Source organism: Microbacterium sp. DMC48, assembly GCF_056313825.1.
The window spans coordinates 292186-318585 of the sequence record NZ_JBQUZN010000004.1; the positions used below are offsets into that span (position 1 = coordinate 292186).

The following is a 26400-nucleotide window of genomic DNA, read 5'->3' on the forward strand; positions in this document are numbered from 1 at the left end:
GCCCGTTCTCAGCCGAACTCATCCTCGTCGTCGTGCCGCACGAGCACCTCACCGGATGCCGTGGCCTCCACGATCACGCCGGTGTCCAACTCGGCGATCGGGCGCCCCTCCAAGAAGGTCAGCGTCCAGCGAGGGCGCGGCTGGCCGAGGTCGTCGCCGGGAAGCGCGCGATCGACAGCGTGGATCTGCGGTCGCAGGACGGCAGGAACGGCCGCCGGCGGCTCGTCGCCGCTGGTCCAGCGTGTCCCGAGTTGCATCTCACGCCTCCGGAGCGAGCTCGACGGCCTGGACGACCAGGCCTTCCACGCCACCGACCAGCTCCAGCTCGGCGATGCGCCCGACAGCCTTGAGGTCGCCCTCTGCGAGACGGAGGGCGGCGATGGTCACGTCGTCACCCCCGAGCACGAGGCGCGCCACCGGCGTCTTCTGAGACGCCTTGGCCTCGGTCTTGGCACGGCGGATGCCGATGAGCGCAGCGCTGGCCGCCGCGAGCACGCCCGGGTCACCGGGTGCGCCGCCGTCGACAGGCTCAGGCCAGGACGCGGTGTGCACCGAGCCGTCCTCGAACCATGACCAGGCTTCCTCCGTCGCGAACGCGAGCACGGGGGCGAGGAGACGCAGCAACGTCGACAGCGCCGTGCGCAGCGCCAGGGCGGCAGAAGCCTGACCGACGTCGGTCTGGTTGTAGGCGCGCTCCTTGACCAGTTCGAGATAGTCGTCGCAGAAGGTCCAGAAGAACGCCTCGGTGATCTCCAGGGCGCGTGCGTGGTCGTACGCCTCGAAGGCGGCCGTCGCGTCGCGCACGACGCGGTCCAGGGTCGCGAGCATCGCGGCGTCCAAGGCGTGCGTCACCTCGGCACCCGCGGGAACCGGGAACGACAGCACGAACTTGGCGGCGTTGAGCACCTTGATCGCCAGTCGTCGCCCGATCTTCACCTGGGTCGGGTTCTGGGGATCGAAGGCCGCGTCGGCGCCCAGACGGCTGGAGGCGGCCCAATAGCGCACCGCGTCGGTGCCGTGCTGGTCGAGGATGTCGGCAGGCGTGACCACGTTGCCCTTGGACTTCGACATCTTCTTGCGATCGGGATCGACGATGAAGCCGCTGATGGCGGCATCCGACCACGGAGCCCGATCGTCCTCGAGAGCCGAACGCACCATCGTCGAGAACAGCCACGTGCGGATGATGTCCTGTCCCTGCGGACGCAGGTCGAACGGTGCGACGACATTCCAGAGCTCGTCGTCGCGCTGCCACCCGCCGGCCAGCTGGGGAGTCAGCGAAGACGTCGCCCACGTGTCGAAGATGTCCTTCTCTCCCTCGAAGCCGCCGGGCACGCCCCGCTGCGACTCGTCATACCCGGGGGCCGCGTCGGTCGTCGGATCCACCGGCAGCGACGCGGCATCCGCCGCGATCACAGCGCCGTCGATCCTCTCGCCGTTCTCGTCGAGCGGGTACCAGACGGGGATGGGCACACCGAAGAAGCGCTGACGGCTGATGAGCCAGTCACCGGTGAGGCCGTTGGTCCAGTTCTCGTAGCGCACGCGCATGAAGTCCGGATGCCACTGCATGCCCTGACCGAGTGCGATGAGCTTCTCGCGGAACGCCTCGTCGCGGGCGCCGTTGCGCAGGTACCACTGGCGCGTCGAGACGATCTCCAGCGCACGGTCGCCCTTCTCGTAGAACTTCACCGGGTGGCTGAACGGCTTCGACACCTGCAGCAGCTCACCCGATGCCTCGAGCAGTTCGACCATCTTCTTCTTGGCACTGAAGACCGTGAGCCCGGCCAACTCGGCATAGGCGGCCTTCGCGGACGCAGTCGTCAGAGCTTCGGGGGCGTCGGGCAGGATGCGACCGTCCTGACCGAGGATCGTGCGGTTGGGCAGGTCGAGCTCACGCCACCAGACGATGTCGGTGACATCGCCGAACGTACACACCATCGCGATGCCCGACCCCTTGTCCTGCTGGGCGAGGGGATGCGCGAGAACGGGCACCTCCACGCCGAAGACCGGAGTACGCACCGTCTGGCCGAAGTACGGCTGGTACCGCTCATCGCCGGGATTGGCCACGAGAGCCACGCAGGCCGCGAGCAGCTCGGGACGGGTCGTCTCGATGTGGATGTCGCCCGAGCCGTCGCTCTTGTGGAAGGCGAGACGGTGGTACGAGGCCTGTTGCTCGCGATCCTCGAGCTCGGCCTGGGCGATGGCGGAGCGGAAGTCGATGTCCCACAGCGTCGGGGCGAGCGCTTGGTAGGCCTCGCCCCGCTGGAGGTTGCGCAGGAAGGCGAGCTGGCTCGTTCGGATGGTGTCGTCGGAGATCGTGCGGTACGTCTGCGTCCAGTCGACCGAAAGTCCGAGCTGACGGAAGACAGCCTCGAACGCCTTCTCGTCTTCGAGCGTCAGCTCCTCGCACAACTCGATGAAGTTGCGGCGGCTGATGGGCACCTGATCGGCGGGCTTCAAGCTCTTCGCGTCGCCGCGGAACGGGGGAGTGAAAGAGGGGTCGTACGACAACGACGTGTCGCAGCGCACTCCGTAGAAGTTCTGCACGCGACGCTCGGTGGGCAACCCGTTGTCGTCCCATCCCATGGGGTAGAACACCGTCTTGCCACGCATCCGCTCGAAGCGCACCTTCACGTCGGTGTGGGTGTAGCTGAAGACGTGGCCGATGTGCAGCGAACCCGACGCGGTGGGCGGGGGCGTGTCGACCGAGAACACACCCGCGCGTCCCTTCGCCTTCGCGGCGTCGCGATCGAACAAGTAGGTTCCGGCCGCACTCCACGCGGCATCCCACTTCTGCTCGAGGCCTTCCAGGGCGGGCTTGTCGGGAATCTGCGCGTCGGACATGGGTCTCCTCGAGCGATATGTGCGGCACTGTGTGAGCGTGCCTGAGTGTGGAATGTGCCCCACAGTCTACCCGGCTCGCGCCGCTGAGTTCCGAGGAGCTGGCGAATGCCGAGGAGCCGCCGGCCGCACTCGCTCCTCAGTTCGCGACATCTCCTCGGCATCCGGCGCACCGCCTCTTCCTCCCCAGCCCGCGCGGATCGCCCGCGACATCCACAGGACGGAGATCTCCGACCACGGCACCGGCAGAACAGCGACCCTGATCCCGTGTCGATCGAAGACGAGGTGCGCGGTGCCGGCGGGATCGTGCGCGTGCGCCGACTGCGCGAGCGCGGATGGAGCGAGCGCAGTGTGCGGGCAGCGGTCGACCTGCAACGGTTGCAGCGACCGCGAAAGGGCTGGGTGGCCGTCCCCGACGCCGATCCGCACCTCGTGGCTGCGGCCCGCGCGGGAGTCGTCGTTTCGTGTGTGACCCAGGCCGAGAGGCTCGGTCTCTGGGTGCTCGACCGCAGCCAGCGACCCCACGTCGCCGCACCACCGCGCTCGGGTGGGGTCCGCGCCGCGCGGGCGCACGTGCACTGGGCGGAGCCGATCGTTCCGCGGCATCCCGACGCCCTCGTCGACGAGATCGAGAACGTGCTGGCGCTGGTCGCTCAGTGCCTCGCCTTCGAGGAGGCACTGATCGTGTGGGAGTCCGCCCTCGACAAGAAGCTCGTCCGCCTGGAAGAGCTGCACCGCCTGCCGTTCCACGGCGCAGCCCGCCGGCTTCGGGAGCGTGCGAGCCCCTATTCGGGTTCGGGGTTGGAGACGATCTTCGTGTCGCGTCTGGGCTGGCTCGGTGTGCCGATCGTGCCGCAGGTGTGGATCGCGGGCCACCGTGTCGACTTCTTGATCGGAGCGCGCCTGGTCATCCAGATCGACGGCGCCACGCACGTCGGCGCGCAACGCACGAGCGACATCGCGCATGACGCCGAACTCATGCTTCTCGGCTATCACGTCATCCGCGTCGGCTACAGCCAGGTCGTCCACCGCTGGCACGAAGTGCAGGCCCTGATCATGCGCGCCGTCGCGCAGGGGCTGCACCTCGAGCGGTGAGAGGCATCACGACCGGGGGCCAGGCCACGCGGCGGATGCCGAGGAGACGGCGGATGCCGAGGAGATGGCGGATGCCGAGGAGATGGCGACCGCATCCGCTCCTCAGCTCGCGGCCTCTCCTCGCGAACCGATCGACGGCGAGCCGGCGCGGCGGGCCCACGCGTCACGGTCGACGGCGAAGGCGAGGTGTGGCGTGTCGACGCCGCGGTAGTGGGTGGTGAAGGTGCGGCGCACCGTCATGCCGAGTCGGATCGCGACGTTCATCGAGGCCACGTTCGTCGAGCGGATCTTCGCGTACAGCTCGTCGATCCCCAGCGTCGAGAACGCCCAGTCACGACACCCGGCGGCGGCCTCCACGGCGTACCCGTGACCCCAGTGAGCGCGCTGGAACAGGTAGCCGACCTCGACGATCTCGTCGTCATCGATCTGCTGCCGCGTGATGCCGCACTGCCCGATCATCCTGCCCGTCCCGCTGTGCACGACCGCCCACAGCCCGAAACCGTCGTCCTGGTACCGCTGCTGCATGCGACGCAGCCACGCCGACGATTCCGCATCGCTGAACGCGCCGTTGTACGCCGTCATCGCCTCCGGGTCGTGGAGGATCGCGCGCAGGTCCGGCAGATCCTCGTCGGTCATCTCGCGCAGCCGCAGCCGCGCCGTCGCGATGTTCACGCGACGATCCGGATGCCGAGAGCCTGCGCGAACGCGGGGGCGTGAAGCTCAGCCTGTCGGGGCTGGAGCCAGGCACCGGTGAGCGCACGAACATCGGTGAATGCCAGCGCTTCGAGCCCGCGCAGATCCACATCGTCGCCTCGCATTCCACGCGTGTCGACCTCGTCGACGCGGCATCCTTCGAAGGCGACCCGCGCGAGTCGCGCCTCAGGCAGATCGATCGAGCCGAAGCTGCAGTCGACGAAGAGCACGTCGGTGAGCTCGGCGGACGGCAGCGAGAGGTAGTCGATGTGCGCCCCGCGCACCACGACGCTGTCCCACCGCACCCGCAGCCCGTCGAGCGTCGCGATGCGCCCGCCGGTCAGCTCGACATTGCGCCAGCTTCCGTCACGCGCGACCAGCGCCATCGCGCGGAGCTGGTCGACCGCGACGTCGACGAACGTGGCGCCCGTGGCGTCGACGTGACCGGCGGCCGGTCCGGAAGCCGCATCCACCCGAGACTCGACGAGACGGCAGTGCGCGGCATCCACCTCGCCGCCCACGCCGTCGACGAGAACGCCGAGCAGATCGGCCCGGCTGCGCAGCGCGCTGACCGCGTCGAGGTCGGGGGGAACGTCGGGGGCGCTGATTCGCGGAGGCCGGGGACCGAGAGAACCGGAGGAGCGGGCAGCCATCCCTCGAGCCTACGCGCCCGGTATGATGGTCTGATCAGCACCGATCCGGCCATCACCGGGGAGCTCGCGGAAGAACGCCCAGGGAACCCCCGGGGTCACTAGAACCGCGCGGGGCAGGCCCGTCACAGCCGTCGCATGAGTGGCCGACGATGGGTGTCGGCAAGCGGGGTGGTACCGCGGTCGCACGATCGTCCTCGCAGGAAGACTGCACGAATCCGATGCACGAGCACCTGCTGGAGTGACATGAGCTACCCCCGTCCCTCGACGAACCCCGCCGCCGGCGTCACGAGCGCTTTCGGTCCCGCCGCCGACGTGTCTCCGAGCCCCCGCTTTCCCGCCATCGAGCGCGACGTGCTCGACTTCTGGACGCGCGACGACACGTTCCGCGCCTCGATCGCGCAGCGCGACGGCGCCGAGGAGTGGGTCTTCTACGACGGCCCGCCGTTCGCCAACGGTCTGCCGCACTACGGACACCTGCTGACCGGCTACGCGAAGGACCTCTTCCCGCGCTTCCAGACGATGCGGGGCAAGAAAGTCGACCGCGTCTTCGGCTGGGACACGCACGGACTTCCGGCGGAGCTGGAGGCCATGAAACAGCTCGGCATCACCGAGAAGAGCGAGATCGAGCAGATGGGGATCGCTTCCTTCAACGCGAAGGCCCGCGAGTCGGTGCTCGAGTACACCCAGCAGTGGGAGGACTACGTCACTCGACAGGCCCGGTGGGTCGACTTCGAACGCGGGTACAAGACCCTCGACACCGGCTACATGGAGTCGGTGCTGTGGGCGTTCAAGGAGCTCTGGGACAAGGGCCTCGCCTACGAGGGGCACCGCGTGCTGCCCTACTGCTGGCGGGATGAGACTCCTTTGTCGAACCACGAACTGCGCATGGACGACGACGTCTACAAGATGCGGCAGGACCCCTCGGTCACCGTCACGTTCCCGCTCGTCGGCGTGAAGGCGGAGAGCCTGGGGCTCACCGGTGTCCGTGCCCTCGCGTGGACGACCACGCCCTGGACGCTGCCGACCAACCTCGCCCTCGCGGTCGGTCCCGACATCGAGTACGTCGTCGTGCCCGGTGGGCCGAACGGAGCGGCGGATGTCCCGGCATCCGGCGACGACGAGGGCGCGGCGGCACATCGCTACCTGCTCGCTTCCGATCTGCTCGGCGGTTATGCGAAGGATCTCGGATACGAGAACGCGGCCGAGGCGGCCGAAGCCGTGGAACGGACCATTCTCGGCAGCGAGCTCGCGGACGTGCATTACGACCGGCTCTTCGACTATTACGCGGATGCCGAGGTGTGGGGAACCTCGTCGGCCTGGCGCATCCTCGTCGACGATTACGTCAGCACGACCGACGGCACCGGCATCGTGCACCAGGCACCGGCGTTCGGTGAGGACGACCAGCGGATCACCGAGGCGGCCGGCATCCCGCTGATCATGAGCCTCGACGACGGCGGGCGCTTTCTCCCGCAGGTCGGCGATGTCGCGGGCGAACTGTGGATGGACGCCAACCGCCCGCTCATCCGCCTGCTGCGCGCCGAGGGCCGCCTGCTGCGCGAGGCGTCTTACGAGCACTCGTATCCGCACTGCTGGCGCTGCCGCAACCCTCTGATCTACAAGGCCGTCTCCAGCTGGTTCGTCCGCGTCACGGCGATCAAGGACCGTCTGATCGAACTGAACGAACAGATCACCTGGGCGCCGGAGAACGTCAAGCACGGCCAGTTCGGCAAGTGGCTCGAAGGCGCCCGCGACTGGTCCATCAGCCGCAACCGCTTCTGGGGCTCGCCGATCCCGGTCTGGCGCAGTGACAACCCGGAGTACCCGCGCGTGGACGTGTACGGGTCGCTCGCCGACCTGGAGCGCGACTTCGGCCGGCTCCCGCGCAATGCCGCCGGCGACATCGATCTGCACCGTCCCTTCATCGACGAGCTGACGCGCCCGAACCCGGACGATCCGACGGGGGCGAGCACGATGCGGCGCATCGAGGACGTCTTCGACGTCTGGTTCGACTCGGGGTCGATGCCCTATGCCCAGGTGCACTACCCGTTCGAGAACCGGGAGTGGTTCGACGAGCACGCACCGGCCGACTTCATCGTGGAGTACATCGGCCAGACGCGCGGCTGGTTCTACGTCATGCACGTCCTGTCCGGTGCCCTGTTCGACCGGCCCGCCTTCACGGGCGTCGCCTGCCACGGCATCGTGCTCGGAAGCGACGGGCAGAAGATGAGCAAGTCGCTGCGCAACTATCCGGATGTCAGCGAGGTGTTCGACCGCGACGGCTCCGATGCCATGCGCTGGTTCCTCATGGCGTCCTCGGTGCTGCGCGGCGGCAACCTCATCGTCACCGAGGAGGGGATCCGCGCCGGAGTGCGCGAGTTCCTGCTGCCGTTGTGGAACACGTGGTACTTCTTCGCGACGTACGCCAACGCCGCCGCCCCCGGGGGCTACCAGGCGACGTGGCGCACCGACTCGACGAACGTGCTCGACCGCTACATCCTCGCGCTGACCGGAGACCTCGTGCGCGGCGTCGCCGCCGACCTGGAGCAGCTGGATTCGACGACCGCCGCGGCCACGCTCCGCGACTTCGCCGAGGCGCTGACCAACTGGTACGTCCGCCGATCGCGCGACCGCTTCTGGGTGGGGGTGACCGACGACCCGGCAACCACCGACGCGTTCGACACGCTCTACACGGTGCTCGAGACGTTGACGCGCGTCGCCGCGCCGCTGATCCCGCTGATCTCCGAGCGCGTGTGGCAGGGCCTGACCGGTGGTCGCAGCGTGCACCTGGAGGACTGGCCCGACGCCGACGCGTTCCCGACGGCATCCGACATCCGCACCGCGATGGACGCCGTCCGTGAGGTCTCGAGCGTCGCGAACGCCCTCCGCAAGAAGGAGGGCAAGCGCGTGCGCCTGCCCCTGCCGCGGCTCACGGTCGTGGTGCCGGATGCCGAGGCGCTCGCACAGTTCGAGGACATTCTGCGCGACGAGCTCAACGTGAAGGCCGTCGAGCTCGTCGAGCTCGAGGCGAGCACGGCGGTCGATTACGGCATCACGCACCGCCTGTCGGTCAATGCCCGCGCCGCCGGTCCCCGCCTGGGCAAGCAGGTGCAGCAGGTGATCGCCGCCGCCCGCGCAGGGGAGTGGACGGACGCCGACGGCTCTGTCGTCGTCGGCGGGATCGCCCTGGAGCCGGGGGAGTACGACCTCGTGCTCGAGACCGCCGGACGCCCCGACGGCGAGGCGCTCGCGGTGCTGACGGGTGCGGGAGACCGCCAGGGCGGCTTCGTCCTGCTCGACACCACCACGACGCCCGAGCTCGAAGCCGAGGGGCTCGCGCGCGACATCATCCGCGCCGTGCAGGACACCCGCAAGGCCGCCGGCTTCGACGTGAGCGACCGCATCCGCCTGCAGCTGCTGTTCTCCGCATCGGAGGATGCCGCGGCCGTCGCGGCCGCCTTCGCCACCGCGGACGTCGCGGGCGAGACACTCGCCCTCGACTACGCGGTCGTCTCACCCGAAGGCACCGCGCTCGTCGGAGAGGGATCGGTGTTGGCTGCCGCCGAGACGATCGACGCCGATCACACGGCGGTGGTCGCCGCCGGCGCGTACGCCAACACCGGCGACGTCACCGTTGCCGTGACCCGGATCGGAGCGTCCTCGTGAACGACCGCCAGCGCGCCGACGCCGTCTACCGCGCCCTGTTGACCCGCCAGGGCGAGCAATGGGTGCAGCCCCGCGTCGAACGCACCCGCCGCGTGCTGGAACTGCTCGACGACCCGCAGCGGACGTATCGCGTCGTGCATGTGACCGGGACGAACGGGAAGACCTCGACCAGCCGCATCATCGAATCGATCGTGCGCGCCCACGGGTTGCGCACGGGGCTGTTCACGAGTCCTCACCTCGAACGCTTCACCGAGCGGATCATGATCGACGGGGAACCGATCGACGACGGCCTCATCGCCGACGCCTGGGACGAGATCGCCCCGATCGTCGACCTCGTCGATGCCGAGCTCGCGGCATCCGGCGATGCAGCTCTCACCTTCTTCGAGCTGCTCACGATGCTCGCCTTCGTGGCATTCGCCGACGCCCCGGTGGACGTCGCGGTCATCGAGGTCGGGATGGGCGGAAGCTGGGACTCGACGAATACGGCCGACGGGGACGTCGCAGTGATCGCACCGATCGATCTCGACCACGCCGACAAGCTCGGCCACACGATCGCCGAGATCGCCGCCGTCAAGGCCGGAATCATCAAGACCGGTGCCTCCGCGGTGTCGGCGCAGCAGCAGCCATCGGCCCTGAGCGTCCTCACCGCGGCCGCGGCTGCACGGGGCGCGTCCCTCGCCGTGGAGGGAACCGCCTTCGGTCTGACGAGCCAGGCCCTCGCCGTCGGGGGCCAGCAGCTGAGCGTGCGTGGCCTCGCGGCGACATACGACGATCTCTACCTGCCCCTCTATGGCGCCCACCAGGGTCACAACGCCGCCCTGGCGATCGCGGCCGTCGAGTCGCTCATCGGCGCCGGAACGCAGCCCATCGCACCCGACGTGCTCGCCGACGGCCTCGCACAGGTGACCTCGCCCGGACGCCTCCAGCTGATCGGGGTCGCGCCCACCGTGCTCATCGACAGCGCGCACAACCCGCACGGCGCACGCGCCCTCGTGGCCGCACTGGGCGACTCGTTCGACTTCGACGAATGGGGCGTCGTTCTGGGTGCCTTCGCCGACAAGGACACGGCGGGGATCGTGGCCGCTCTCGCCCCGGCGGCGACCCAGGTGTTCGTGACGGCGCCGGACTCCGATCGGGCAGCCGACCCCGACGCGCTGGCCGACCTGGTCGAAGCTGCGGGAGTTCCCGTCACCGTGCACCGCGACCTCTCCGACGCGGCCGAAGCCGCGCGCGAGTGGGCGGCGGGCTCGAACCGACGCGCGGTCGTCATCGCGGGCAGCGTCGTGCTGGCGGGCGAGGCCCTGCAACTCGCTGCCGACGGTGACTGGAAGTCGGGGTGGAGCGCGTGAGCGGGCGCGTGCGACGCGCGCGCGGCGCGGAAGAGTCGCTCGCGCAGGTCGTGCTCGGATTCGAGTCGATCATCGTCTTCCTCGGCGGCCTGGCGATCTATGGCTTGAACGCGCTTCCCGACGGCATCCCCTCATGGTGGGGGATCGTCGCCGGCTCCGTCCTCGCGGCACTCATGGTCGTCACCACCGGCCTGACCCGCTCACGTGTGGGCATCCTGCTCGGCTGGCTCTGGCAGGTCGTCGTCGTGCTCGGCGGACTGATCGTGCCCGCACTCGTCCTCGTCGGAGTGATTTTCGGGGGCATGTACGCGTATGCGACCATCAAGGGCAGAGCGCTCGACCGCCGCAACGCGGTGCGCGCAGGCGCTTCCCCGCACGTCACGAACGGAGACTGAAATGCCCACCGAAGAGACCCTCGTCCTCGTCAAGCCTGACGGCGTGGCGCGCGGCCTGACCGGAGCGATCCTCGCGCGCATCGAGGCCAAAGGCTACGCCCTGGTCGACATCAAGCTGGTCGAGCCCGACCGTGACGTCCTCGAGCAGCACTACGCCGAGCACGCGGGGAAGCCCTTCTACGAGCCGCTTCTCGAGTTCATGCTCTCAGGGCCGTCTGTTGCGATCCGTCTCGCCGGCAACCGCGTTATCGAGGGCTTCCGTTCACTCGCCGGCACGACCGATCCCACGACCGCGGCACCCGGCACGATCCGAGGAGACTTCGGCCGAGACTGGGGCCTGAAGGTTCAGCAGAACCTCGTCCACGGCAGCGACAGCCCCGAGTCGGCCGCACGTGAACTGGCGATCTGGTTCTGATCCCACCCTGCGCGATCCGGTGCCCTTCCGTCCCTGAGACGGGAGGGCACCGGCCGTTCGAGCGCCGGGCGCCGGCGACGCGGAGTCTCAGAAGATGACGTCGAGCAGCTGCGGGACGGCGTCCAGACGCAGCTGCGCCAGGAGGAGGACGACCCCGTACGACACGAATGCCATGAGCGGAACCCATGCGGCCAGCGCCGCACCGACGGCGCGCACGCGCGGCTGCGAGGAGACCACGCCCGAGCGCAACAGATGGACGGCCACGGCGTAGAAGGTCGGGATCGTGACGATCCACGTGACCATGCACCACGGGCAGAGAGTTCCGAGGAAGAAGATGCTCTGCGTGATCAGCCAGATCACGAAGCCGAAGGCGAAGGTGATGCCGGCGAAGAAGGTGATCCAGAACCACCGAGCAAAACGCGCTCCGGCGAGAACAGCCATCCCCACCACGATCGGCGCCATCCACCCGGTGAGGCCCAGGATGGGATTGGGGAAGCCGAAGACGCTCCCCTGGGCGGAGTCGAGGTTCGCACTGCACTGCACGACGACACTGAAGTCGCACGAGGCCGCTGCGGTCGATCCGGCGGCTTTGTCGAACTTCTCCAACGTCAGGGCGAACGCCGCGATCCAGCCGATCACCCCGGCGATCACGAGCCAGATGGCGAGGATCTTGGGGCGTGCATCGACGGTCTGCGCGGACATGCTGGCGATTATCGCATCCACACGCATGGTCCTCGCTGAGAGGTCGGGCGAGGGCCGGATGATGCTCCGAGCGTCGCTCTGCTCAATCTTCGCCGGATGATGCGATAATGGACGCCGATGCATTGCGGCCGCGCCGCACTCCGCATCACCGAAGACTTCGGGCGATGAATGCCCTTGGCAGCACGAGTCCCGCCGACGAGCGGGTGAGGCTGCAGACCGAGTGAGTATGCGGTTCCCCAGCATCGGGTGACGCCGCCAGAGTTCACCCGACGGCACGCGGAGCCGGCGGCGAGGAGTAAGCCAGAGATGGCCGATGAGAACAACGATCAGTCCACAGCCCCTGCCGACGAGGTCCTGACCCCGCCGCTTCTCGTCTCCGAAGGCGACGTCGCGTCGACGGACGCAGACACGCCTGACGCCGAGACCGGCGCCGAGGCGGAGCCCGAGTCGACGGCGCCGGTGACGCCCGAGCAGGCTGCGGATGTGCAGCCGGTCGCGGAGGCCCCGCGCGTCGAGACCGCCACCGCGGACAGCACCGCCACCGACACCGCCGAGCCCGAGACGGAAGAGGCCGGCGCGGCCGACACCGCCGAGCCCGAGACGGAAGAGGCCGTCACGGCCGTGAGCCTCGGACTTCTGCCCGCGGACTTCGTCTCCGCCGTCTCCACGAAGCTGGTCTTCTACGCTCCGACCATCGTGCCGCTTCCCGCGCGTCCCGGCGTCCGCCTGGATCCCCGAGACGATCGCGACGAGGGCGCGTCCGATTCGGGCACGAGCGCGCGCCGGCGCAACCGTCGACGTGGCGGCGGATCGTCGGCCAACGATGATGACGCCCCGCGAGAGCAGAGCCAGCCTCGCCGGCGCGCCGTGGAGTTGATCACCGAGCCGCAGCGGATCAAGGGATCGACGCGCCTCGAGGCCAAGAAGCAGCGTCGCCGCGACGGCCGCGAGGCCGGACGCCGCCGCACCGTCGTCACGGAGGCCGAGTTCCTCGCCCGCCGCGAGGCCGTGGACCGCGACATGATCGTGCGCTCGAAGAACGGTCGCATCCAGATCGCGGTTCTCGAAGACAACGTGCTGGTCGAGCATTACGTCGCTCGCAGCCAGGAGTCCTCGCTCATCGGCAACGTCTATCTCGGCCGCGTGCAGAACGTCCTGCCGAGCATGGAGGCGGCCTTCGTCGACATCGGCCGGGGCCGCAACGCCGTGCTCTACTCCGGAGAGGTCGACTGGGATGCCGTGGAGACGGGCAACCAGCCGCGGCGAATCGAGCTGGCGCTCAAGAGCGGCGACCGCGTTCTCGTCCAGGTCACGAAGGACCCCGTCGGCCACAAGGGCGCGCGCCTGACGAGTCAGATCTCGCTGCCGGGCCGTTACCTCGTGTACGTGCCGGGCGGCGCCATGAACGGCATCTCGCGAAAGCTCCCCGACACCGAGCGCGCGCGCCTCAAGCGCATCCTCAAGGAGGTGCTGCCGGAATCCAGCGGCGTCATCGTGCGCACGGCCGCTGAGGGCGCTACGGAAGAGCAGCTCACGCGCGATGTGCAGCGGCTCACCGCACAGTGGGAGCACATCTCGTCGCAGGTCGAGAAGATCGGCGCCCCTGCGCTCCTTCACTCCGAGCCCGACCTGCTCGTGAAGATCGTCCGCGATGTCTTCAACGAAGACTTCTCCAAGATGCTCATCCAGGGCGAGGACGCTTACCAGACGATCACGGCCTATCTGGCCGGCGTCGCGCCGGACCTTCTCGAGCGCGTGGAGAAGTACGAAGACGACCAGGACCCGTTCGACCGCTTCCGCGTGACGGAGCAGATCGAGAAGGCGCTGGACCGGAAGGTCTGGCTGCCGTCGGGCGGCTCGCTCGTCATCGATCGCACGGAGGCCATGACGGTGGTCGACGTCAACACCGGCAAGTTCGTCGGCTCCGGAGGCAACCTGGAGGAGACGGTCACCAAGAACAACCTCGAGGCCGCCGAGGAGATCGTCCGCCAGCTCCGACTGCGCGACATCGGCGGCATCATCGTCGTCGACTTCATCGACATGGTGCTCGAGTCCAACCGCGATCTCGTGCTGCGACGCCTCGTCGAGTGCCTCAGCCGCGATCGCACCAAGCATCAGGTCGCCGAGGTGACCTCGCTCGGCCTCGTGCAGATGACCCGCAAGAAGCTGGGACTGGGACTGCTCGAGACCTTCAGCGAGGCGTGCGAAGTCTGCGCGGGCCGTGGCGTGATCGTGCACCACGACCCGGTCGTCAAGCACCGCGGTGCGCCGGCGCCCGCATCCAACGGCGGACGTCGGTCGCGCCAGAACTCCTCGCCCGCCACCTCCGCCGGCAACGGCTCCGTGAGTGGGGGGACGCACGTGATCACCGAGAGCGCGAAGTCGGCGCTCGCCCAGATCGCGGCGTCCACCATCCACACCGCAACCGAGGATGCACAGGAAGCCTCCGAGGTCGCCGAGGTGACGCTGCCCGACGTCCAGCCGGAGGTCGCGCCCGAGCGCGCGAAGCGCCCGCGCAAGAAGCGCGAGTCGGCTCCTCGCTCGTCGTCCACCGAGCGGAGTGAGAAGGAGATCCTTCTCGACTCGGTTCTGAGCGCTCTGCCGGAGCCGAAGGCGCCCGGCCAGGGGCGGGGACGTCGTCGCGTGACCACCGCGGCGCTGACCGGCACCCCGGTCGCGGCGACGCCGAGCGCCGAATCCGCTGCGGAGTGACGTTCGCGCGTCGCGGGGGCGCTCTCAGCCCTCGCGACGCTCGCGCGCGGTGATGCGCAGACCCGAGGCGATCAGGCGTTTGACGAGTTCGCGGCCGCTGACGTGCTCGGCTCCGGCAGCGATCAGACGCGGCAGCGCGTCTTCCGGGACGTCGTAGTGGTCGCGATCGAATCCGCGCCGAGGGATGCCGTTCGCGGCGGCGAAGGCGTGCAGCTCATCGAGGTCGCTGTCGCTGACCAGATGCGCCCACATCCGCCCGTGGGCGGGCCAGCGCGGGTCATCGATGAGGATCGCCATCCCCGCAGTCTAGGTCGACGCGCGACACGCCTCGCTTCGCTTTTGCCGATGGCCTCGGCATCCGGTAAGGTAGACCCTTGGTGCGTCGAGTTTCGCCTCCGCACTGGATATTTGGGTACACCCTCAGGGGACGTACTCGTCCCATGAAGACAGCCGGGGCCGTTGGCTCCGCAGAAGAAAAACAGGTGTGAAGTGGTTTACGCAGTTGTGCGCGCCGGTGGCCGTCAGGAGAAGGTGGAGGTCGGCACGATCGTCGTCCTCGACCGTCAGCAGGCCAAGATCGGCGACAAGCTCGAGCTGCCCGCGGTGCTGCTCGTCGATGGTGACGCCGTGACGACCGACGCCGACAAGCTCGCGAAGGTGACCGTGACCGCCGAGGTCCTCGGCGAGGAGCGCGGCCCGAAGATCGTGATCCAGAAGTTCAAGAACAAGACCGGCTACAAGAAGCGCCAGGGCCACCGTCAGGACCTCACGCGCGTCAAGATCACCGGCATCAAGTAAGCGGAAGAGGCACACGAGATGGCACACAAGAAGGGCGCAAGCTCTACCCGTAACGGTCGTGACTCCAACGCCCAGCGACTGGGCGTGAAGCGTTTCGGCGGCCAGGCCGTCAACGCGGGCGAGATCCTCGTTCGCCAGCGCGGAACGCACTTCCACCCGGGCGCCAACGTCGGTCGCGGCGGAGACGACACGCTGTTCGCCCTCGCCGCCGGTGCGGTCGAGTTCGGCACCAAGGGCGGCCGGAAGGTCGTCAACATCGTCGCCGCCGCGGAGTGACCGCGCGTTCGACCACGAACATCATGAGGTGAGGGGCGGGCTTCGGCTCGCCCCTCCTTCGTTAGATCCCCTTTTCCCCTTTCCCACCTTCCCCGTCAGGAGACCGACATGGTGACCTTCGTCGATCGAGTGACGCTCCATCTGCGCGCCGGCAAGGGCGGCAACGGCTGTGTGTCCGTGCGCCGCGAGAAGTTCAAGCCGCTCGCCGGTCCCGATGGTGGCAACGGGGGACACGGCGGCGATATCGTCCTCGTCGCCGACCCGCAGGTGACGACGTTGCTGTCGTACCACCACTCGCCGCACCGCGCTGCCGGAAACGGCGGTTTCGGCATGGGCGACAACCGCTCCGGCGCCGCGGGGGAGAGTCTCGAGCTCGCCGTTCCGGTCGGCACGGTGGTGAAGGATGCCGAGGGGGAGACGCTCGCGGATCTCGTCGTCCCCGGCACCCGCTTCGTGGTCGCCCCCGGCGGTCAGGGCGGGCTCGGCAATGCCGCTCTTGCGAACCCCAAGCGCAAAGCGCCCGGCTTCGCACTGCTCGGTACGCCCGGGTGGGAGGGTGACGTCCTCCTCGAGTTGAAGACGGTCGCCGATGTCGCCCTCGTCGGCTTCCCCTCCGCCGGCAAGTCCAGCCTCATCGCGGCGATCTCCGCGGCACGCCCCAAGATCGCCGACTACCCGTTCACGACGCTGCATCCGAACCTGGGCGTCGTGCAGGCCGGCGACACGCGCTTCACCGTGGCCGACGTACCCGGACTCATCGAGGGCGCGAGCGAGGGCAAGGGGCTGGGACTCGAGTTCCTGCGCCATGTCGAGCGCTGCACCGCACTCGTGCACGTCCTCGACTGCGCGACCCTGGAACCCGGTCGTGACCCGCTGAGCGATCTCGACGTGATCCGCGAGGAACTCGCGAACTACTCGGTTCCCGAAGGACAGACGCCGCTGCTCGATCGCCCGCAGCTCGTGGCTCTGAACAAGGTCGACGTGCCCGAGGCCAAGGATCTCGCCGACTTGGTGCGCCCCGATCTGGAAGAGCGCGGCTACCGGGTGTTCGAGATCTCGACGGTCAGCCACGAAGGTCTGCGACAGCTGACGTTCGCGCTGGGCGACATCATCGCGCAGCATCGGGTGCAGGTGGCCGAGTCTCCCGCAGCGGAGCGCATCGTGATCCGCCCCAAGGGCGCGCAGAAGGACTTCGAGATCCGCGTCGAGGGCGGGACCTACGGAAACGTCTATCGCATCCTCGGCGACAAGCCGCTGCGTTGGGTACAGCAGACAGATTTCCAGAACGAAGAAGCGGTCGGCTTCCTCGCAGATCGCCTCGAAAAGCTGGGCGTCGAAGACGAGCTGTTCCGCGTGGGAGCGGTCGCGGGCTCGACGGTCGTGATCGGCCCGGGCGACGGCATCGTGTTCGACTGGCATCCGTCGCTCTCGTCGGCCGCCGAACTGATGACGGCTCCGCGCGGCACCGACCCCCGCCTCGACCTGAACCCGCGCCGCACCACATCACAGCGACGCGAGCGATACCACGAGCGCATGGACGCCAAGGCGGAAGCCCGGGCGGAACTCGAGGCCGAGCGCCTCGGGGTGCCGGACTTCTCCTTCGACGGAGAGGATGACGAGCAAGCGTGAGCGTGCACGATCGGTCCGGCATCGCGGGGGCGCGTCGCGTCGTCGTGAAGGTGGGCTCCTCTTCCATCAGCGGCGACAACCATCACCGCATCGAATCGATCGTCGACGCACTCGCGGCCGCACACGCCCGCGGCACGCAGGTCGTGCTGGTCTCCTCCGGCGCGATCGCCACGGCGCTGCCCCTGCTCAACCTCGACGGCCGGCCCTCCGATCTCGCGACCCAGCAGGCGGCGGCCGCGGTCGGCCAGAACGTGCTCATGTGGCGCTATCAGACCACGCTGGAGCGATACGGGCTTCTCGCCGGCCAAGTGCTGCTGACGGCCGGTGACCTCGAGAACGCCGCACACCGCGCCAATGCCCGCCGCGCAGTGGATCGGCTGCTGGGTCTGGGCGTTCTGCCCATCGTCAACGAGAACGACACCGTCGCGACGCACGAGATCCGCTTCGGCGACAACGATCGCCTCGCCGCCCTCGTGGCCGAGCTGATCGGGGCCGATGCGCTCATCCTTCTCAGCGACATCGCATCGCTGTACACCCGTCCGCCGTCCGAACCCGGCGCCGAAGCCATCCACACGGTGCCCTACGGCGACGACCTGAGTCGCTTCGAGTTCGGATCGGTCGTCGTCAACAGCGTGGGCACCGGGGGAGCGGCCACCAAGGCATCCGCGGCACGCCTGGCCGCGGCATCCGGCATCGGCGTGCTCGTCACCAGTGCCGACCTCGTCGAGCAGGCACTGTCGGGCGACGACATCGGCACCTGGTTTGCTCCGAACCCCGAAACGCCGCCGCGCGTGGGCACCACGCCGTTGCCCACGGTGAGCTCGGTCTGACCCCGCCGCCCACGTCGGAGGCCGGGGCACCGCTCGGTAGAATGAGCGGATGACCACCGTCTCCGTCGACGCGCCCACCGCCGCACGCCACCGCATCGAACGTGCGCACGAGGCGGCACGCGGCGTGGGACTGCTGACCGATGCGCAGAAGGCCGAGGCGCTGCGCGCGATCGCGGACGCGATCGAGGCAGCCACCGACGACATCGTCTCGGCGAACACCGTCGATCTCGAGCGCGGACAGCGCGACGGCCTGTCCGACGGCCTCCTCGACCGCCTTCGCCTCGATCGCGTGCGGGTCGCGGCCCTCGCCGCTGCCGTGCGCGACGTCGCCGAGCTGCCCGACCCGGTCGGCCGCGTGCTGGACGAGCGCACGCTGAGCAACGGTGTGCGCCTGCAGAAGGTCTCGGTGCCGTTCGGCGTCGTCGGGTCGATCTACGAGGCCCGCCCGAACGTCACCGTGGACATCGCGGCGTTGGCGCTGCGTTCCGGCAACGCCGTCGTCCTGCGCGGTGGCACGGCGGCGCAGGCGACGAACGCCGCACTCGTTTCCGCCATGCGCGATGCCTTGGCGGGCCAGGGGATCGACCCCGAAGCGATTCAGACCGTCGACGACTTCGGCCGCGAGGGCGCGCACGCGCTGATGCAGGCACGCGGCCTCGTGGACGTGCTGGTCCCGCGCGGCAGCGCGCAGCTCATCGAGACCGTCGTCACGCAGTCAGCCGTCCCGGTGATCGAGACCGGTGCCGGTGTGGTCCACATCGTCCTGGACTCGTCGGCTCCGCTCGAATGGGCCGAGCAGATCGTCGTGAACGCCAAGGCACAGCGGCCGAGCGTCTGCAACGCAGTGGAGACGGTTCTCGTCCTGCGTGACGCTGCCGAGCGGCTGGTGCCTCCGGTGGCCGCCGCGCTGCAGGATGCCGGCGTCACCATCCACGGCGACGAGACCGTGCGCAAGCTCGTCGTGGACGCCGTGGCAGCAACGGACGCCGATTGGTCGACCGAGCACATGAGCCTCGACCTCTCGATGCGCGTCGTGGACGACCTCGACGAGGCACTGGCCCATATCCGTCGCTACTCGACCCATCACACGGAATCGATCGTGACGACGGATGAGGCCCGAGCAGAGCGGTTCCTCGCCGAAGTCGACTCCGCCGTGGTGATGGCGAACGCGTCGACGCGCTTCACCGACGGCGGCGAGTTCGGCTTCGGCGCCGAAGTCGGGATTTCGACACAGAAGCTGCACGCCCGAGGGCCGATGGGCCTTCCCGAGCTCACCAGCACCAAGTGGCTGGCGCGTGGGTCCGGGCAGATCCGTATCTGACGGCCTAAACTGAACAGACCCGACTTTCGAAGGAGTCCGAATGACCCTCGCCACGACCCTCGCCCTCGCTGCGGCGCAGGCAGAGCCTCACGGCAACGTCCAGGCCCAGACGTTCATCTTCGGCCTGATCGCGTTCATCGTGTTCCTGGCGCTGGGACTGGTCACGGTGTCCTACCGCAACGTGGCGAACCGTCACTCGCACAAGGCCGAGGCCTACGCCAAGGCGCACCCCGTCGACCAGGCGCAGGTGGGACACGGCCACCACTAGGACGTCGGCATGACCTCGGTACGCGCCCCCCGCATCGGGGTCATGGGTGGGACCTTCGACCCGATCCACCACGGACACCTCGTGGCGGCGAGCGAGGTCGCGCAGTCGTTCGATCTCGACGAGGTGATCTTCGTCCCGACAGGCATGCCGTGGCAGAAGGACAAGGAGAAAGTCACCGCCGGTGAACATCGGTATCTGATGACCGTCATCGCGACGGCATCCAATCCGCAGTTCACCGTCAGCCGCGTGGACATCGACCGCGGCGGCCCCACCTACACCATCGACACCTTGCGCGATCTGAAGAGCACACGTCCCGACGCGGAGCTCTTCTTCATCACGGGAGCCGATGCGATCGCCCAGATCCTCGGATGGCGCGATCACGATGACCTCTGGGACCTGGCCCACTTCGTGGCGGTGTCCCGGCCGGGACATGTCCTGTCCACCGAGGGACTGCCCGAGGACGTCGTGAGCAGACTCGAGATCCCCGCCCTGGCGATCTCATCCACCGACTGCCGTGAGCGGGTGAACCGAGGCCACCCGGTGTGGTACCTCGTGCCCGACGGCGTCGTCCAATACATTGCGAAGCACCACCTTTACCGGAGCGAGGCATGAGCACACCCGACCAGCCCGATACTCCCCAGCTGACCCGCCGTCAGTTGCGCGAGATGCGCAACACCGCCTCGACGCCGGTGATCACCCCCGCGGATGCCGAGAAGGCGAGTCAGCCCGCCGAACCGACACCGCCCGTCGTCGCGCCGCTGCCGCGCGCGGCCGAACCCGTCGAGGTGGCCGAGGCACCGCCCGCGGCGGCAGATGTCGACGTCGAAGCGCCGTCGTTCACGCGCCGCGCCGCGCGCCGCCAAGAGCGGCTGCGGACGGCCTCGGTGCCGGTCGCCGACGAGACACCAGCCCCCACCGCGACCAGTTCCGAGACAGGTTCCGAGGCCCGCCCAGAAGACGTCGCCCCGGCGGATGCCATGGCGGAGAACGCCCCCGAGCCCGCACAGGACGAGGAACGTCCCGTGGTCGCGCCGACGTTCGGTTCAGGTCTCCTTGCCGGCGAGAGCGTGGAGATCGACCTCCCGGCATCCTTCGATCAGCTCTTGACGCGCGGCAGCACCGCCACGGGGGCACTGTCGGCGCCGAATGCGCTGATCCTGTCGCAGACACCGGAGACCGGTGCGCTCGTCTCGCCGATCACGGGCACAGGAGAAGTCCTCATCACCGGGACGTTCTCGCTTCCCGAGTCGTTCGGGTCGACCGGCACCATGCCGGGTCGCACCGACAACAAGGAGACGGACGCCGTCCTCGTCGACGGCGAGCTGCCCGCCTCCTCTTCACCCACCCCGATCGCGGCCAGTTCCGCGATCAGCACGATCAAGAGTGCCGAAGACATCATCAAACCGCCCGCGCCCGAGAAGGGGAGCCGGCTGATGCTGGCCCTCGTCATCACCGCGGGGGCGCTGGCGCTGGCCTTGACCGGCGTGCTGATCGTGGCCCTCGTGACAGGAGCATTCCGATGACCGCCGCCGACACCACCCGCACCCTCGTGAACGTCGCCGCGGCGGCCGCCGAGGGCAAGGGCGCCGAGGACCTGCTCGCCTTCGACGTCTCCGAGCCTCTGCCGCTGGTGGACGCCTTCCTCCTCGCCACCGGATCCAGCGAGCGCAACGTGGCCGCCATCGCTGACGCGATCGAGGAGGCGATGCTCGAGAACGGTGTCAAGCGTCTTCGCCGCGAAGGCCGCCAGGAGTCGCGGTGGGTGCTCCTCGACTTCGGCGACCTCGTCGTCCACGTCTTCCACGAGCAGGAGCGCGTCTTCTACGGACTCGAGCGGCTGTGGAAGGACTGCCCGATCATCCCGATCGAGGTGCCCGCACCCGCCGTCGCGGACTGAGTCGTGTTCGTCGCACCCCTCGGCATGTAGTAAGCTTGAGGGGTTGCCGCGGAGCGGTGACAAACTGAAAATGGGCCTGTGGCGCAGCTGGTAGCGCACCTGCATGGCATGCAGGGGGTCAGGGGTTCGAGTCCCCTCAGGTCCACCATGAACCCCCGGGTAGCTCCCCGGGGGTTTCGCGTTTTCGTCGGAGATTTCGCCGATTCCTGAGTGAATGCTGTGCGTTTGGCCTGATCGGGGGTAGCGTCCCATGCGTGGCTCGCGCGCTCGCGAGAGCCAGTGCCCCACCAGGACGGAGTTTCATCGATGAAGTTCTTGCAACGCTTGGGTCGGTCGATCATGCTGCCGGTGGCCGTGCTGCCGGTGGCCGCGATCCTCTCCGGCATCTCGTACTGGATCAGCTCCGCTGCGGGCGGTGCCAACACCGCCTCCGCCTTCCTCGGCGCGGCCGGCGGGGCACTCCTGGACAACATGCCTCTCCTGTTCGCCGTCGGCGTGTCGATCGGTATGGCCAACAAGACCGACGGCACGTCGGCTTTGGCGGGCCTCGTATCGTGGCTCACGATCACCACCCTCCTTGCGCCCGCCACGATGCAGAAGCTCCTGGGGCTGGGGGAGTTGGGCGATGTGAACCCCGCCTTCGGCAAAGTCCAGAACGTCTTCGTCGGCATCGTCGCCGGCCTCATCGGCGCGTGGTGCTACAACCGGTTCAAGGACACGAAGCTGCCCGACGCGCTCTCGTTCTTCTCGGGCAAGCGCTCCGTCGCCATCGTGACGGCCGGCCTGTCGCTCGTCGTCGCCGTCGTGCTGATGTTCGTGTGGCCCGTCGTCTTCGGCGCGCTGGTAACTTTCGGCGAGTGGATCTCCACGATGGGCCCGGTGGGAGCCGGAATCTACGGCTTCCTGAACCGTCTGCTGATTCCGACAGGTCTGCACCACGCGCTCAACTCGGTGTTCTGGTTCGATGTGGCCGGCATCAACGACCTGGTCAACTTCCTCAACGGCACCGGAACCTACGGCGTCACGGGCCAGTACATGGCCGGGTTCTTCCCGATCATGATGTTCGGCCTGCCGGGCGCGGCCCTCGCGATGTATCTCACGGCCGACACGCGTCGCAAGAAGATCACCTACGGAATCATGCTCTCGGGCGCGATCTCCTCGTTCTTCGTCGGCGTCACCGAGCCGCTGGAGTTCTCCTTCATGTTCGTCGCGCCGTGGTTGTACCTCATCCACGCTGTCTTCACGGGCATCTCGGTGATGATCACCGCGATGCTGCCCACGCGCCTGGGCTTCGGCTTCTCGGCGGGCTTCATCGACATGGTGCTGCAGTGGACGAACCCGATGGCCGAGAACCCGTGGATGCTGCTGCTGCTCGGCGTCGCCTGGTTCTTCATCTACTTCTTCACGTTCTACTTCGTGATCAAGCGCTTCAAGCTCAAGACGCCCGGCCGTGGCGACGAGCTCGACGAGCAGGACGCCGACAACGCCGGCACGAGCCTTTCCGGGTATCACGGCACGGCGGAGAAGTTCATCGCGGCTCTCGGCGGCAGGGACAACATCATCGAGGTCGACAACTGCGCCACACGTCTACGGATGGAGATCGCCGACCCCTCTCAGGTCGATGAGCACGCCCTCAAGCGCGCCGGAGCCGCGGGGACCATCAAACCGGGAGGCCACTCCGTGCAGGTGGTCTACGGCCTGAACGTCCAGTTCGTCAAGGACGCGATGGAGGACATCCTCAACGATCGCACCATCGAGGCTTTCCGCGGGGCCGATGCCGGCCAGACCGGCGCACTGGCAGGCTTCGTCGGGGGTGTCGGCGGCGCCGCGATCGCCGCGGGTGCTGCTGCCGAGCAGCGGCTGGATTCGTCGGTTCCGCCGGCGGTCCTGCAGCTTCGTCAACCGGTGGCGGGCCGCGTGCTCGCACTTTCCGAGGTTCCGGATGCGATGTTCGCCCAAGGAACGATGGGCCCGGGCCTCGCGATCGACCCGACCGGAGACACGATCGTCGCGCCGGCCGGCGGCACGGTCGCATCGGTCTTCCCGACCGGGCATGCGATCGGCCTCGCTCTCGCGGACGGCACGGAGCTTCTGATCCACGTCGGCATCGACACGGTCGACATGAAGGGCGACGGCTTCGAGACGCTCGTGACAGCCGGAGACACGGTCGAGCCCGGCACGCCGCTCCTTCGCTTCGACCCGGAGAAGATCCGCCGCGCGGGGCACTCCGCGATCACTCCGGTCATCGTGCTCAACAACGAGGATGCGACGATCGAGTTCGCGTAGGGATCGAACGATCCTGCCGACTACGGCGGGACGGGCCTTCGGGTCCGTCCCGCCGTTCGTCACGACAGGGGTGCGATCAGCTGCGGACCGTTGTTGCGCACGTTGCCCACGGCGCGGTCGACTTCTCGCATGAGCATGCCGTCCACCAGGGCGGGGGCAGCGTCGATCGTCGCGTCCAGCAGATCGCCCACGTTCTCCGTGGTGGGGTCGAGCCACACATCGGCGTAGTCCGCGTCGATGAACAGCGGCATGCGGTCGTGAATCGAGCCGAGCTGACCCACGGCATCCCTGGTCATGATCGTGAAGCTCAGCACCCACCGCGAGGGGTCGTCCGCGGCCTTCGCGGGGTCTTTCCACCACTCGTAGAGACCGGCGAAGAACAGCGGCTCGTCGTCAGACGGGTGGATGTAGTACGGCGTCTTCACGCCGTCTTCGGTCTTCCACTCGTAATAGCCGGATGCCGGGATGACGGCTCGCCGCGCGATCAGCGCCTGCCGGAACATCGGCTTGTTCTCGACCTCTTCGGCGCGTGCGTTGATCGCCTTCGCACGGATACCCATGTCCTTTGCCCACCCGGGGATCAGACCCCAGCGCGCCGCCTCCAGGCGACGCGTCGGGGGCTCGGTCTTCGCGGAGTCGAGCACGATCGCCACGCGGTCGGTCGGCGCCACGTTGAACGAGGGCTGGGGAAGATCGTCTCCGACGACATCCACTCGCAGCACACCGACGAGCTCGGAGCCGGAACTGCCCACGACGAATCGACCGCACATACGGCCAGCCTACGCGGGGCCTCCGACGCCGTCGGCCGGGCCGCCCACGACACCGATCTCGGCGAGACGATCGAGAAGGGCGGCTCCATCGTCACCGGCTACCCACGGGACCGTCGCGGCCGTGTGATCGTCCACGGCCGTACGTCCTCCGGCGAGCACCGCCTCTGCCGGCGACAGCCGTCGGATCGCAACGGCCGTGACGTGCTCGGGGTGCGCGCCCGTGAACGCCGTGTACAGAGCATCGTCGTGCTGCCCGTCGTCGCCGATGAGCACCCATCTGACGTGGGGGAACTCACGCGCGAGGCGCCGGAGATTCTCCTCCTTGTGGGCGCGGCCACTGCGGAACCACCGGTCGTGCGTGGGGCCCCAGTCGGTCAGCAGCAGGGCGCCGGGAGGGAACAGATGACGACGGAGAAAACGCTGCAGCGTCGGCGCGACGTTCCAGGCGCCCGTCGAGAGGTAGATCATGGGTGCGCCCGGATGCTCCCGCACGAGACGCTCGAGCAGCACGGCCATGCCGGGCACCGGTTGGCGAGCGTGCTCGTTGACGACGAAGGAGTTCCAGGCCGCGATGAGCGGCCGGGGCAGGGCCGTCACCATGACCGTGTCATCGACGTCGGAGACGATGCCGAAACGAACGTTTGAGCCCACGACGAACACACGCGTCGAGAACGGTTCGGAGCCCTCGACGGTCATCGACAGGGGCTGCCACCCCGGCTGCAGCCGGGCCGGCAGCACGGCGTCGATGACGCCGCCACGGTCGGCGATCACCTCGTGGGTGGCTCCGTCCACGGTCACGGTCACGGTCGCATAACCGACGGGAACGGCGGCGAAGCTGCGCCAACCACGGACACCGCCGTCGTCGCCGCGCCGACGACGGACGCGGACGGGAGGGACGATCAGCACACGGCCGAGGACGCGCACCCAATCCTCGCCGCCGTAGCCTGGATACGCCGACACACTGGCGCGCAGGCCGCGGGCGCGCGCCCGACGCTCTCGCCACGCATGGAACCGGTACTCCAGTCGGGCGATCCAGAGCACCTTCAGGCGCGGTGCGGGTTCGGCGGCCATCGATTCAGTCTCCCATGCCGTCCGAGCGCTGCGTGCCGGTCGCCTCGTCGTCCGGTCGCATGTGGCGCGCTTCGCGTGCCACGATCACGCGCTTGGCGACGTAGGCGAGAAGAAGGAAGACGACGATCGCGCCGACGAAGAAGTACCCCGCCGTATGCAGACGGTCGGCCAGCTCGCGATAGGTGCCCGCCGCCGCTGCCGCCACGCTGACGTAAGCCGCCGCCCACACCGTGCAGGCGGGTGCCGTCCACGCGAGGAAGCGCCGATAGGAGAACCCGCTCATCCCCACTGTCAAGGGCACGAGCGAATGCAGAACCGGCAGGAAGCGGGAGAGGAAGATCGCCGGTCCACCGCGCCGTCGCAGATAGAGCTCGGCGCGCGTCCAATTGTCTTCGCCGATCCGACGTCCGAGCCGCGAGAACCGGATGCGGGGGCCCAGCCATCGACCGAGCCAGAATCCCACGCTCTCGCCGATCAGAGCGCCCACGACGACCACGACCATGAGCACGACGGCCTCGCCGACCGAACCGACGGCGGTGGAAGCGACGATGACGACGGTGTCTCCGGGCACGATCAGGCCGACGAGAACACTGGTCTCGAGCATGATGGCGATACCCGCGAGAACCGTGCGCAGGACGGGGTCCACACTCTGCACGGCATCGAGCAGCCATGAGAGGAACTCGTTCACCTCTCCAGCCTATGGCGGGTGAGGGTGTGTGCATGCTGAACATTGCCGGAC

25 protein-coding genes and 1 tRNA gene are annotated in these 26400 nt (G+C 68.5%); 17 read left to right on the top strand and 9 right to left on the bottom strand.

The window, feature by feature from the left end; translation table 11 throughout:
- Positions 1–8: 8 nt before the first annotated feature.
- Positions 9–257, bottom strand: coding sequence for a hypothetical protein (locus tag ACT53O_RS06685; protein WP_036285474.1), 249 nt, complete (start codon positions 255–257; stop codon positions 9–11).
- Between the two features lies 1 nt (position 258).
- Entirely contained in the window at positions 259–2841 is a 2583-nt protein-coding gene (valS, locus tag ACT53O_RS06690) for a valine--tRNA ligase (protein ID WP_476151621.1), read from the bottom strand.
- 264 nt (positions 2842–3105) lie between these two features.
- Here valS and ACT53O_RS06695 point away from each other — a divergent pair, with 264 nt between their 5' ends.
- Positions 3106–3933 carry an endonuclease domain-containing protein gene (locus ACT53O_RS06695; RefSeq protein ID WP_244295656.1) on the top strand — a complete coding sequence of 276 codons (828 nt, stop codon included), beginning with the start codon at positions 3106–3108 and terminating at the stop codon, positions 3931–3933.
- Between the two features lie 102 nt (positions 3934–4035).
- Here ACT53O_RS06695 and ACT53O_RS06700 read toward each other — a convergent pair whose 3' ends face one another.
- Both ACT53O_RS06700 and ACT53O_RS06705 read right to left on the bottom strand, forming a co-directional pair.
- Positions 4036–4605, bottom strand: a complete 570-nt coding sequence (locus ACT53O_RS06700) for a GNAT family N-acetyltransferase (protein WP_476151622.1) — start codon at positions 4603–4605, stop codon at positions 4036–4038.
- The gene (locus ACT53O_RS06705) at positions 4602–5279 is read right to left on the bottom strand and encodes a pentapeptide repeat-containing protein (protein ID WP_476151623.1); all 678 of its coding nucleotides are present in this window, start codon (positions 5277–5279) and stop codon (positions 4602–4604) included. The genes ACT53O_RS06700 and ACT53O_RS06705 overlap by 4 nt, the downstream gene beginning before the upstream one ends.
- Before the next feature lie 243 nt (positions 5280–5522).
- Here ACT53O_RS06705 and ileS point away from each other — a divergent pair, with 243 nt between their 5' ends.
- Genes ileS through ndk form a run of 4 tightly spaced genes read left to right on the top strand, consistent with a single transcriptional unit; the run spans position 5523 to position 11101 of the window.
- Entirely contained in the window at positions 5523–8942 is a 3420-nt protein-coding gene (gene ileS, locus ACT53O_RS06710; RefSeq protein ID WP_476151624.1) for an isoleucine--tRNA ligase, read from the top strand.
- The gene (locus ACT53O_RS06715) at positions 8939–10291 is read left to right on the top strand and encodes a bifunctional folylpolyglutamate synthase/dihydrofolate synthase (protein WP_476151625.1); all 1353 of its coding nucleotides are present in this window, start codon (positions 8939–8941) and stop codon (positions 10289–10291) included. Before ileS ends, ACT53O_RS06715 begins: the two co-directional genes overlap by 4 nt.
- The gene (locus ACT53O_RS06720; protein WP_476151626.1) at positions 10279–10686 is read left to right on the top strand and encodes a DUF4233 domain-containing protein; all 408 of its coding nucleotides are present in this window, start codon (positions 10279–10281) and stop codon (positions 10684–10686) included. The genes ACT53O_RS06715 and ACT53O_RS06720 overlap by 13 nt, the downstream gene beginning before the upstream one ends.
- Position 10687: 1 nt before the next feature.
- Complete coding sequence (gene ndk, locus ACT53O_RS06725; protein WP_005053482.1) at positions 10688–11101, top strand: nucleoside-diphosphate kinase; 414 nt, start codon at positions 10688–10690, stop codon at positions 11099–11101.
- Positions 11102–11188: 87 nt separating this feature from the next.
- On the opposite strand, the gene ACT53O_RS06730 is transcribed toward ndk, so the two are convergent.
- Positions 11189–11803, bottom strand: coding sequence for a vitamin K epoxide reductase family protein (locus ACT53O_RS06730; protein WP_476151627.1), 615 nt, complete (start codon positions 11801–11803; stop codon positions 11189–11191).
- 306 nt (positions 11804–12109) lie between these two features.
- On the opposite strand from ACT53O_RS06730, the gene ACT53O_RS06735 reads away from it, so the two are divergent.
- Positions 12110–14515, top strand: a complete 2406-nt coding sequence (locus tag ACT53O_RS06735) for an Rne/Rng family ribonuclease (protein ID WP_476151628.1) — start codon at positions 12110–12112, stop codon at positions 14513–14515.
- 24 nt (positions 14516–14539) lie between these two features.
- Here the strand turns inward: ACT53O_RS06735 and ACT53O_RS06740 are convergent, their stop codons facing one another.
- A complete protein-coding gene (locus ACT53O_RS06740; RefSeq protein ID WP_036318562.1) occupies positions 14540–14812 on the bottom strand; it encodes a DUF4031 domain-containing protein in 273 nt (90 codons plus the stop codon).
- A 192-nt stretch (positions 14813–15004) separates the two neighbouring features.
- On the opposite strand from ACT53O_RS06740, the gene rplU reads away from it, so the two are divergent.
- The 11 genes from rplU (at position 15005) to nagE (ending at position 23820) form a co-directional block, all read left to right on the top strand.
- Positions 15005–15313: a 50S ribosomal protein L21 gene (rplU, locus tag ACT53O_RS06745; RefSeq protein WP_005053490.1), complete on the top strand. Its 309-nt coding sequence runs from the start codon at positions 15005–15007 to the stop codon at positions 15311–15313.
- Between the two features lie 18 nt (positions 15314–15331).
- On the top strand, positions 15332–15589 hold the full coding sequence (gene rpmA / locus ACT53O_RS06750; RefSeq protein WP_023950785.1) for a 50S ribosomal protein L27: 258 nt from the start codon (positions 15332–15334) through the stop codon (positions 15587–15589).
- 108 nt (positions 15590–15697) lie between these two features.
- A complete protein-coding gene (obgE, locus tag ACT53O_RS06755) occupies positions 15698–17218 on the top strand; it encodes a GTPase ObgE (RefSeq protein ID WP_476151629.1) in 1521 nt (506 codons plus the stop codon).
- Positions 17215–18048: a glutamate 5-kinase gene (gene proB, locus ACT53O_RS06760; RefSeq protein WP_036318567.1), complete on the top strand. Its 834-nt coding sequence runs from the start codon at positions 17215–17217 to the stop codon at positions 18046–18048. The genes obgE and proB overlap by 4 nt, the downstream gene beginning before the upstream one ends.
- Positions 18049–18097: 49 nt before the next feature.
- Entirely contained in the window at positions 18098–19369 is a 1272-nt protein-coding gene (locus tag ACT53O_RS06765) for a glutamate-5-semialdehyde dehydrogenase (RefSeq protein WP_294978138.1), read from the top strand.
- A gap of 40 nt (positions 19370–19409) precedes the next feature.
- Complete coding sequence (locus tag ACT53O_RS06770; protein ID WP_039416779.1) at positions 19410–19637, top strand: hypothetical protein; 228 nt, start codon at positions 19410–19412, stop codon at positions 19635–19637.
- 9 nt (positions 19638–19646) lie between these two features.
- The gene (nadD, locus tag ACT53O_RS06775) at positions 19647–20249 is read left to right on the top strand and encodes a nicotinate-nucleotide adenylyltransferase (RefSeq protein ID WP_039416777.1); all 603 of its coding nucleotides are present in this window, start codon (positions 19647–19649) and stop codon (positions 20247–20249) included.
- Complete coding sequence (locus tag ACT53O_RS06780) at positions 20246–21160, top strand: hypothetical protein (RefSeq protein WP_476151630.1); 915 nt, start codon at positions 20246–20248, stop codon at positions 21158–21160. Before nadD ends, ACT53O_RS06780 begins: the two co-directional genes overlap by 4 nt.
- On the top strand, positions 21157–21534 hold the full coding sequence (gene rsfS / locus ACT53O_RS06785) for a ribosome silencing factor (protein ID WP_135949191.1): 378 nt from the start codon (positions 21157–21159) through the stop codon (positions 21532–21534). Before ACT53O_RS06780 ends, rsfS begins: the two co-directional genes overlap by 4 nt.
- A 72-nt stretch (positions 21535–21606) precedes the next feature.
- Positions 21607–21682: transfer RNA gene (locus ACT53O_RS06790), tRNA-Ala, on the top strand.
- A gap of 158 nt (positions 21683–21840) precedes the next feature.
- Entirely contained in the window at positions 21841–23820 is a 1980-nt protein-coding gene (nagE, locus tag ACT53O_RS06795) for an N-acetylglucosamine-specific PTS transporter subunit IIBC (protein WP_036320903.1), read from the top strand.
- A 59-nt stretch (positions 23821–23879) separates the two neighbouring features.
- On the opposite strand, the gene ACT53O_RS06800 is transcribed toward nagE, so the two are convergent.
- The 3 genes from ACT53O_RS06800 to ACT53O_RS06810 are packed head-to-tail and all read right to left on the bottom strand — an operon-like array spanning position 23880 to position 26349.
- A complete protein-coding gene (locus ACT53O_RS06800) occupies positions 23880–24590 on the bottom strand; it encodes an SOS response-associated peptidase (RefSeq protein WP_476151631.1) in 711 nt (236 codons plus the stop codon).
- Between the two features lie 9 nt (positions 24591–24599).
- On the bottom strand, positions 24600–25661 hold the full coding sequence (locus ACT53O_RS06805) for an App1 family protein (RefSeq protein WP_039415894.1): 1062 nt from the start codon (positions 25659–25661) through the stop codon (positions 24600–24602).
- A 4-nt stretch (positions 25662–25665) separates the two neighbouring features.
- Positions 25666–26349, bottom strand: a complete 684-nt coding sequence (locus ACT53O_RS06810; RefSeq protein ID WP_294978147.1) for a DedA family protein — start codon at positions 26347–26349, stop codon at positions 25666–25668.
- Positions 26350–26400: the final 51 nt, after the last annotated feature.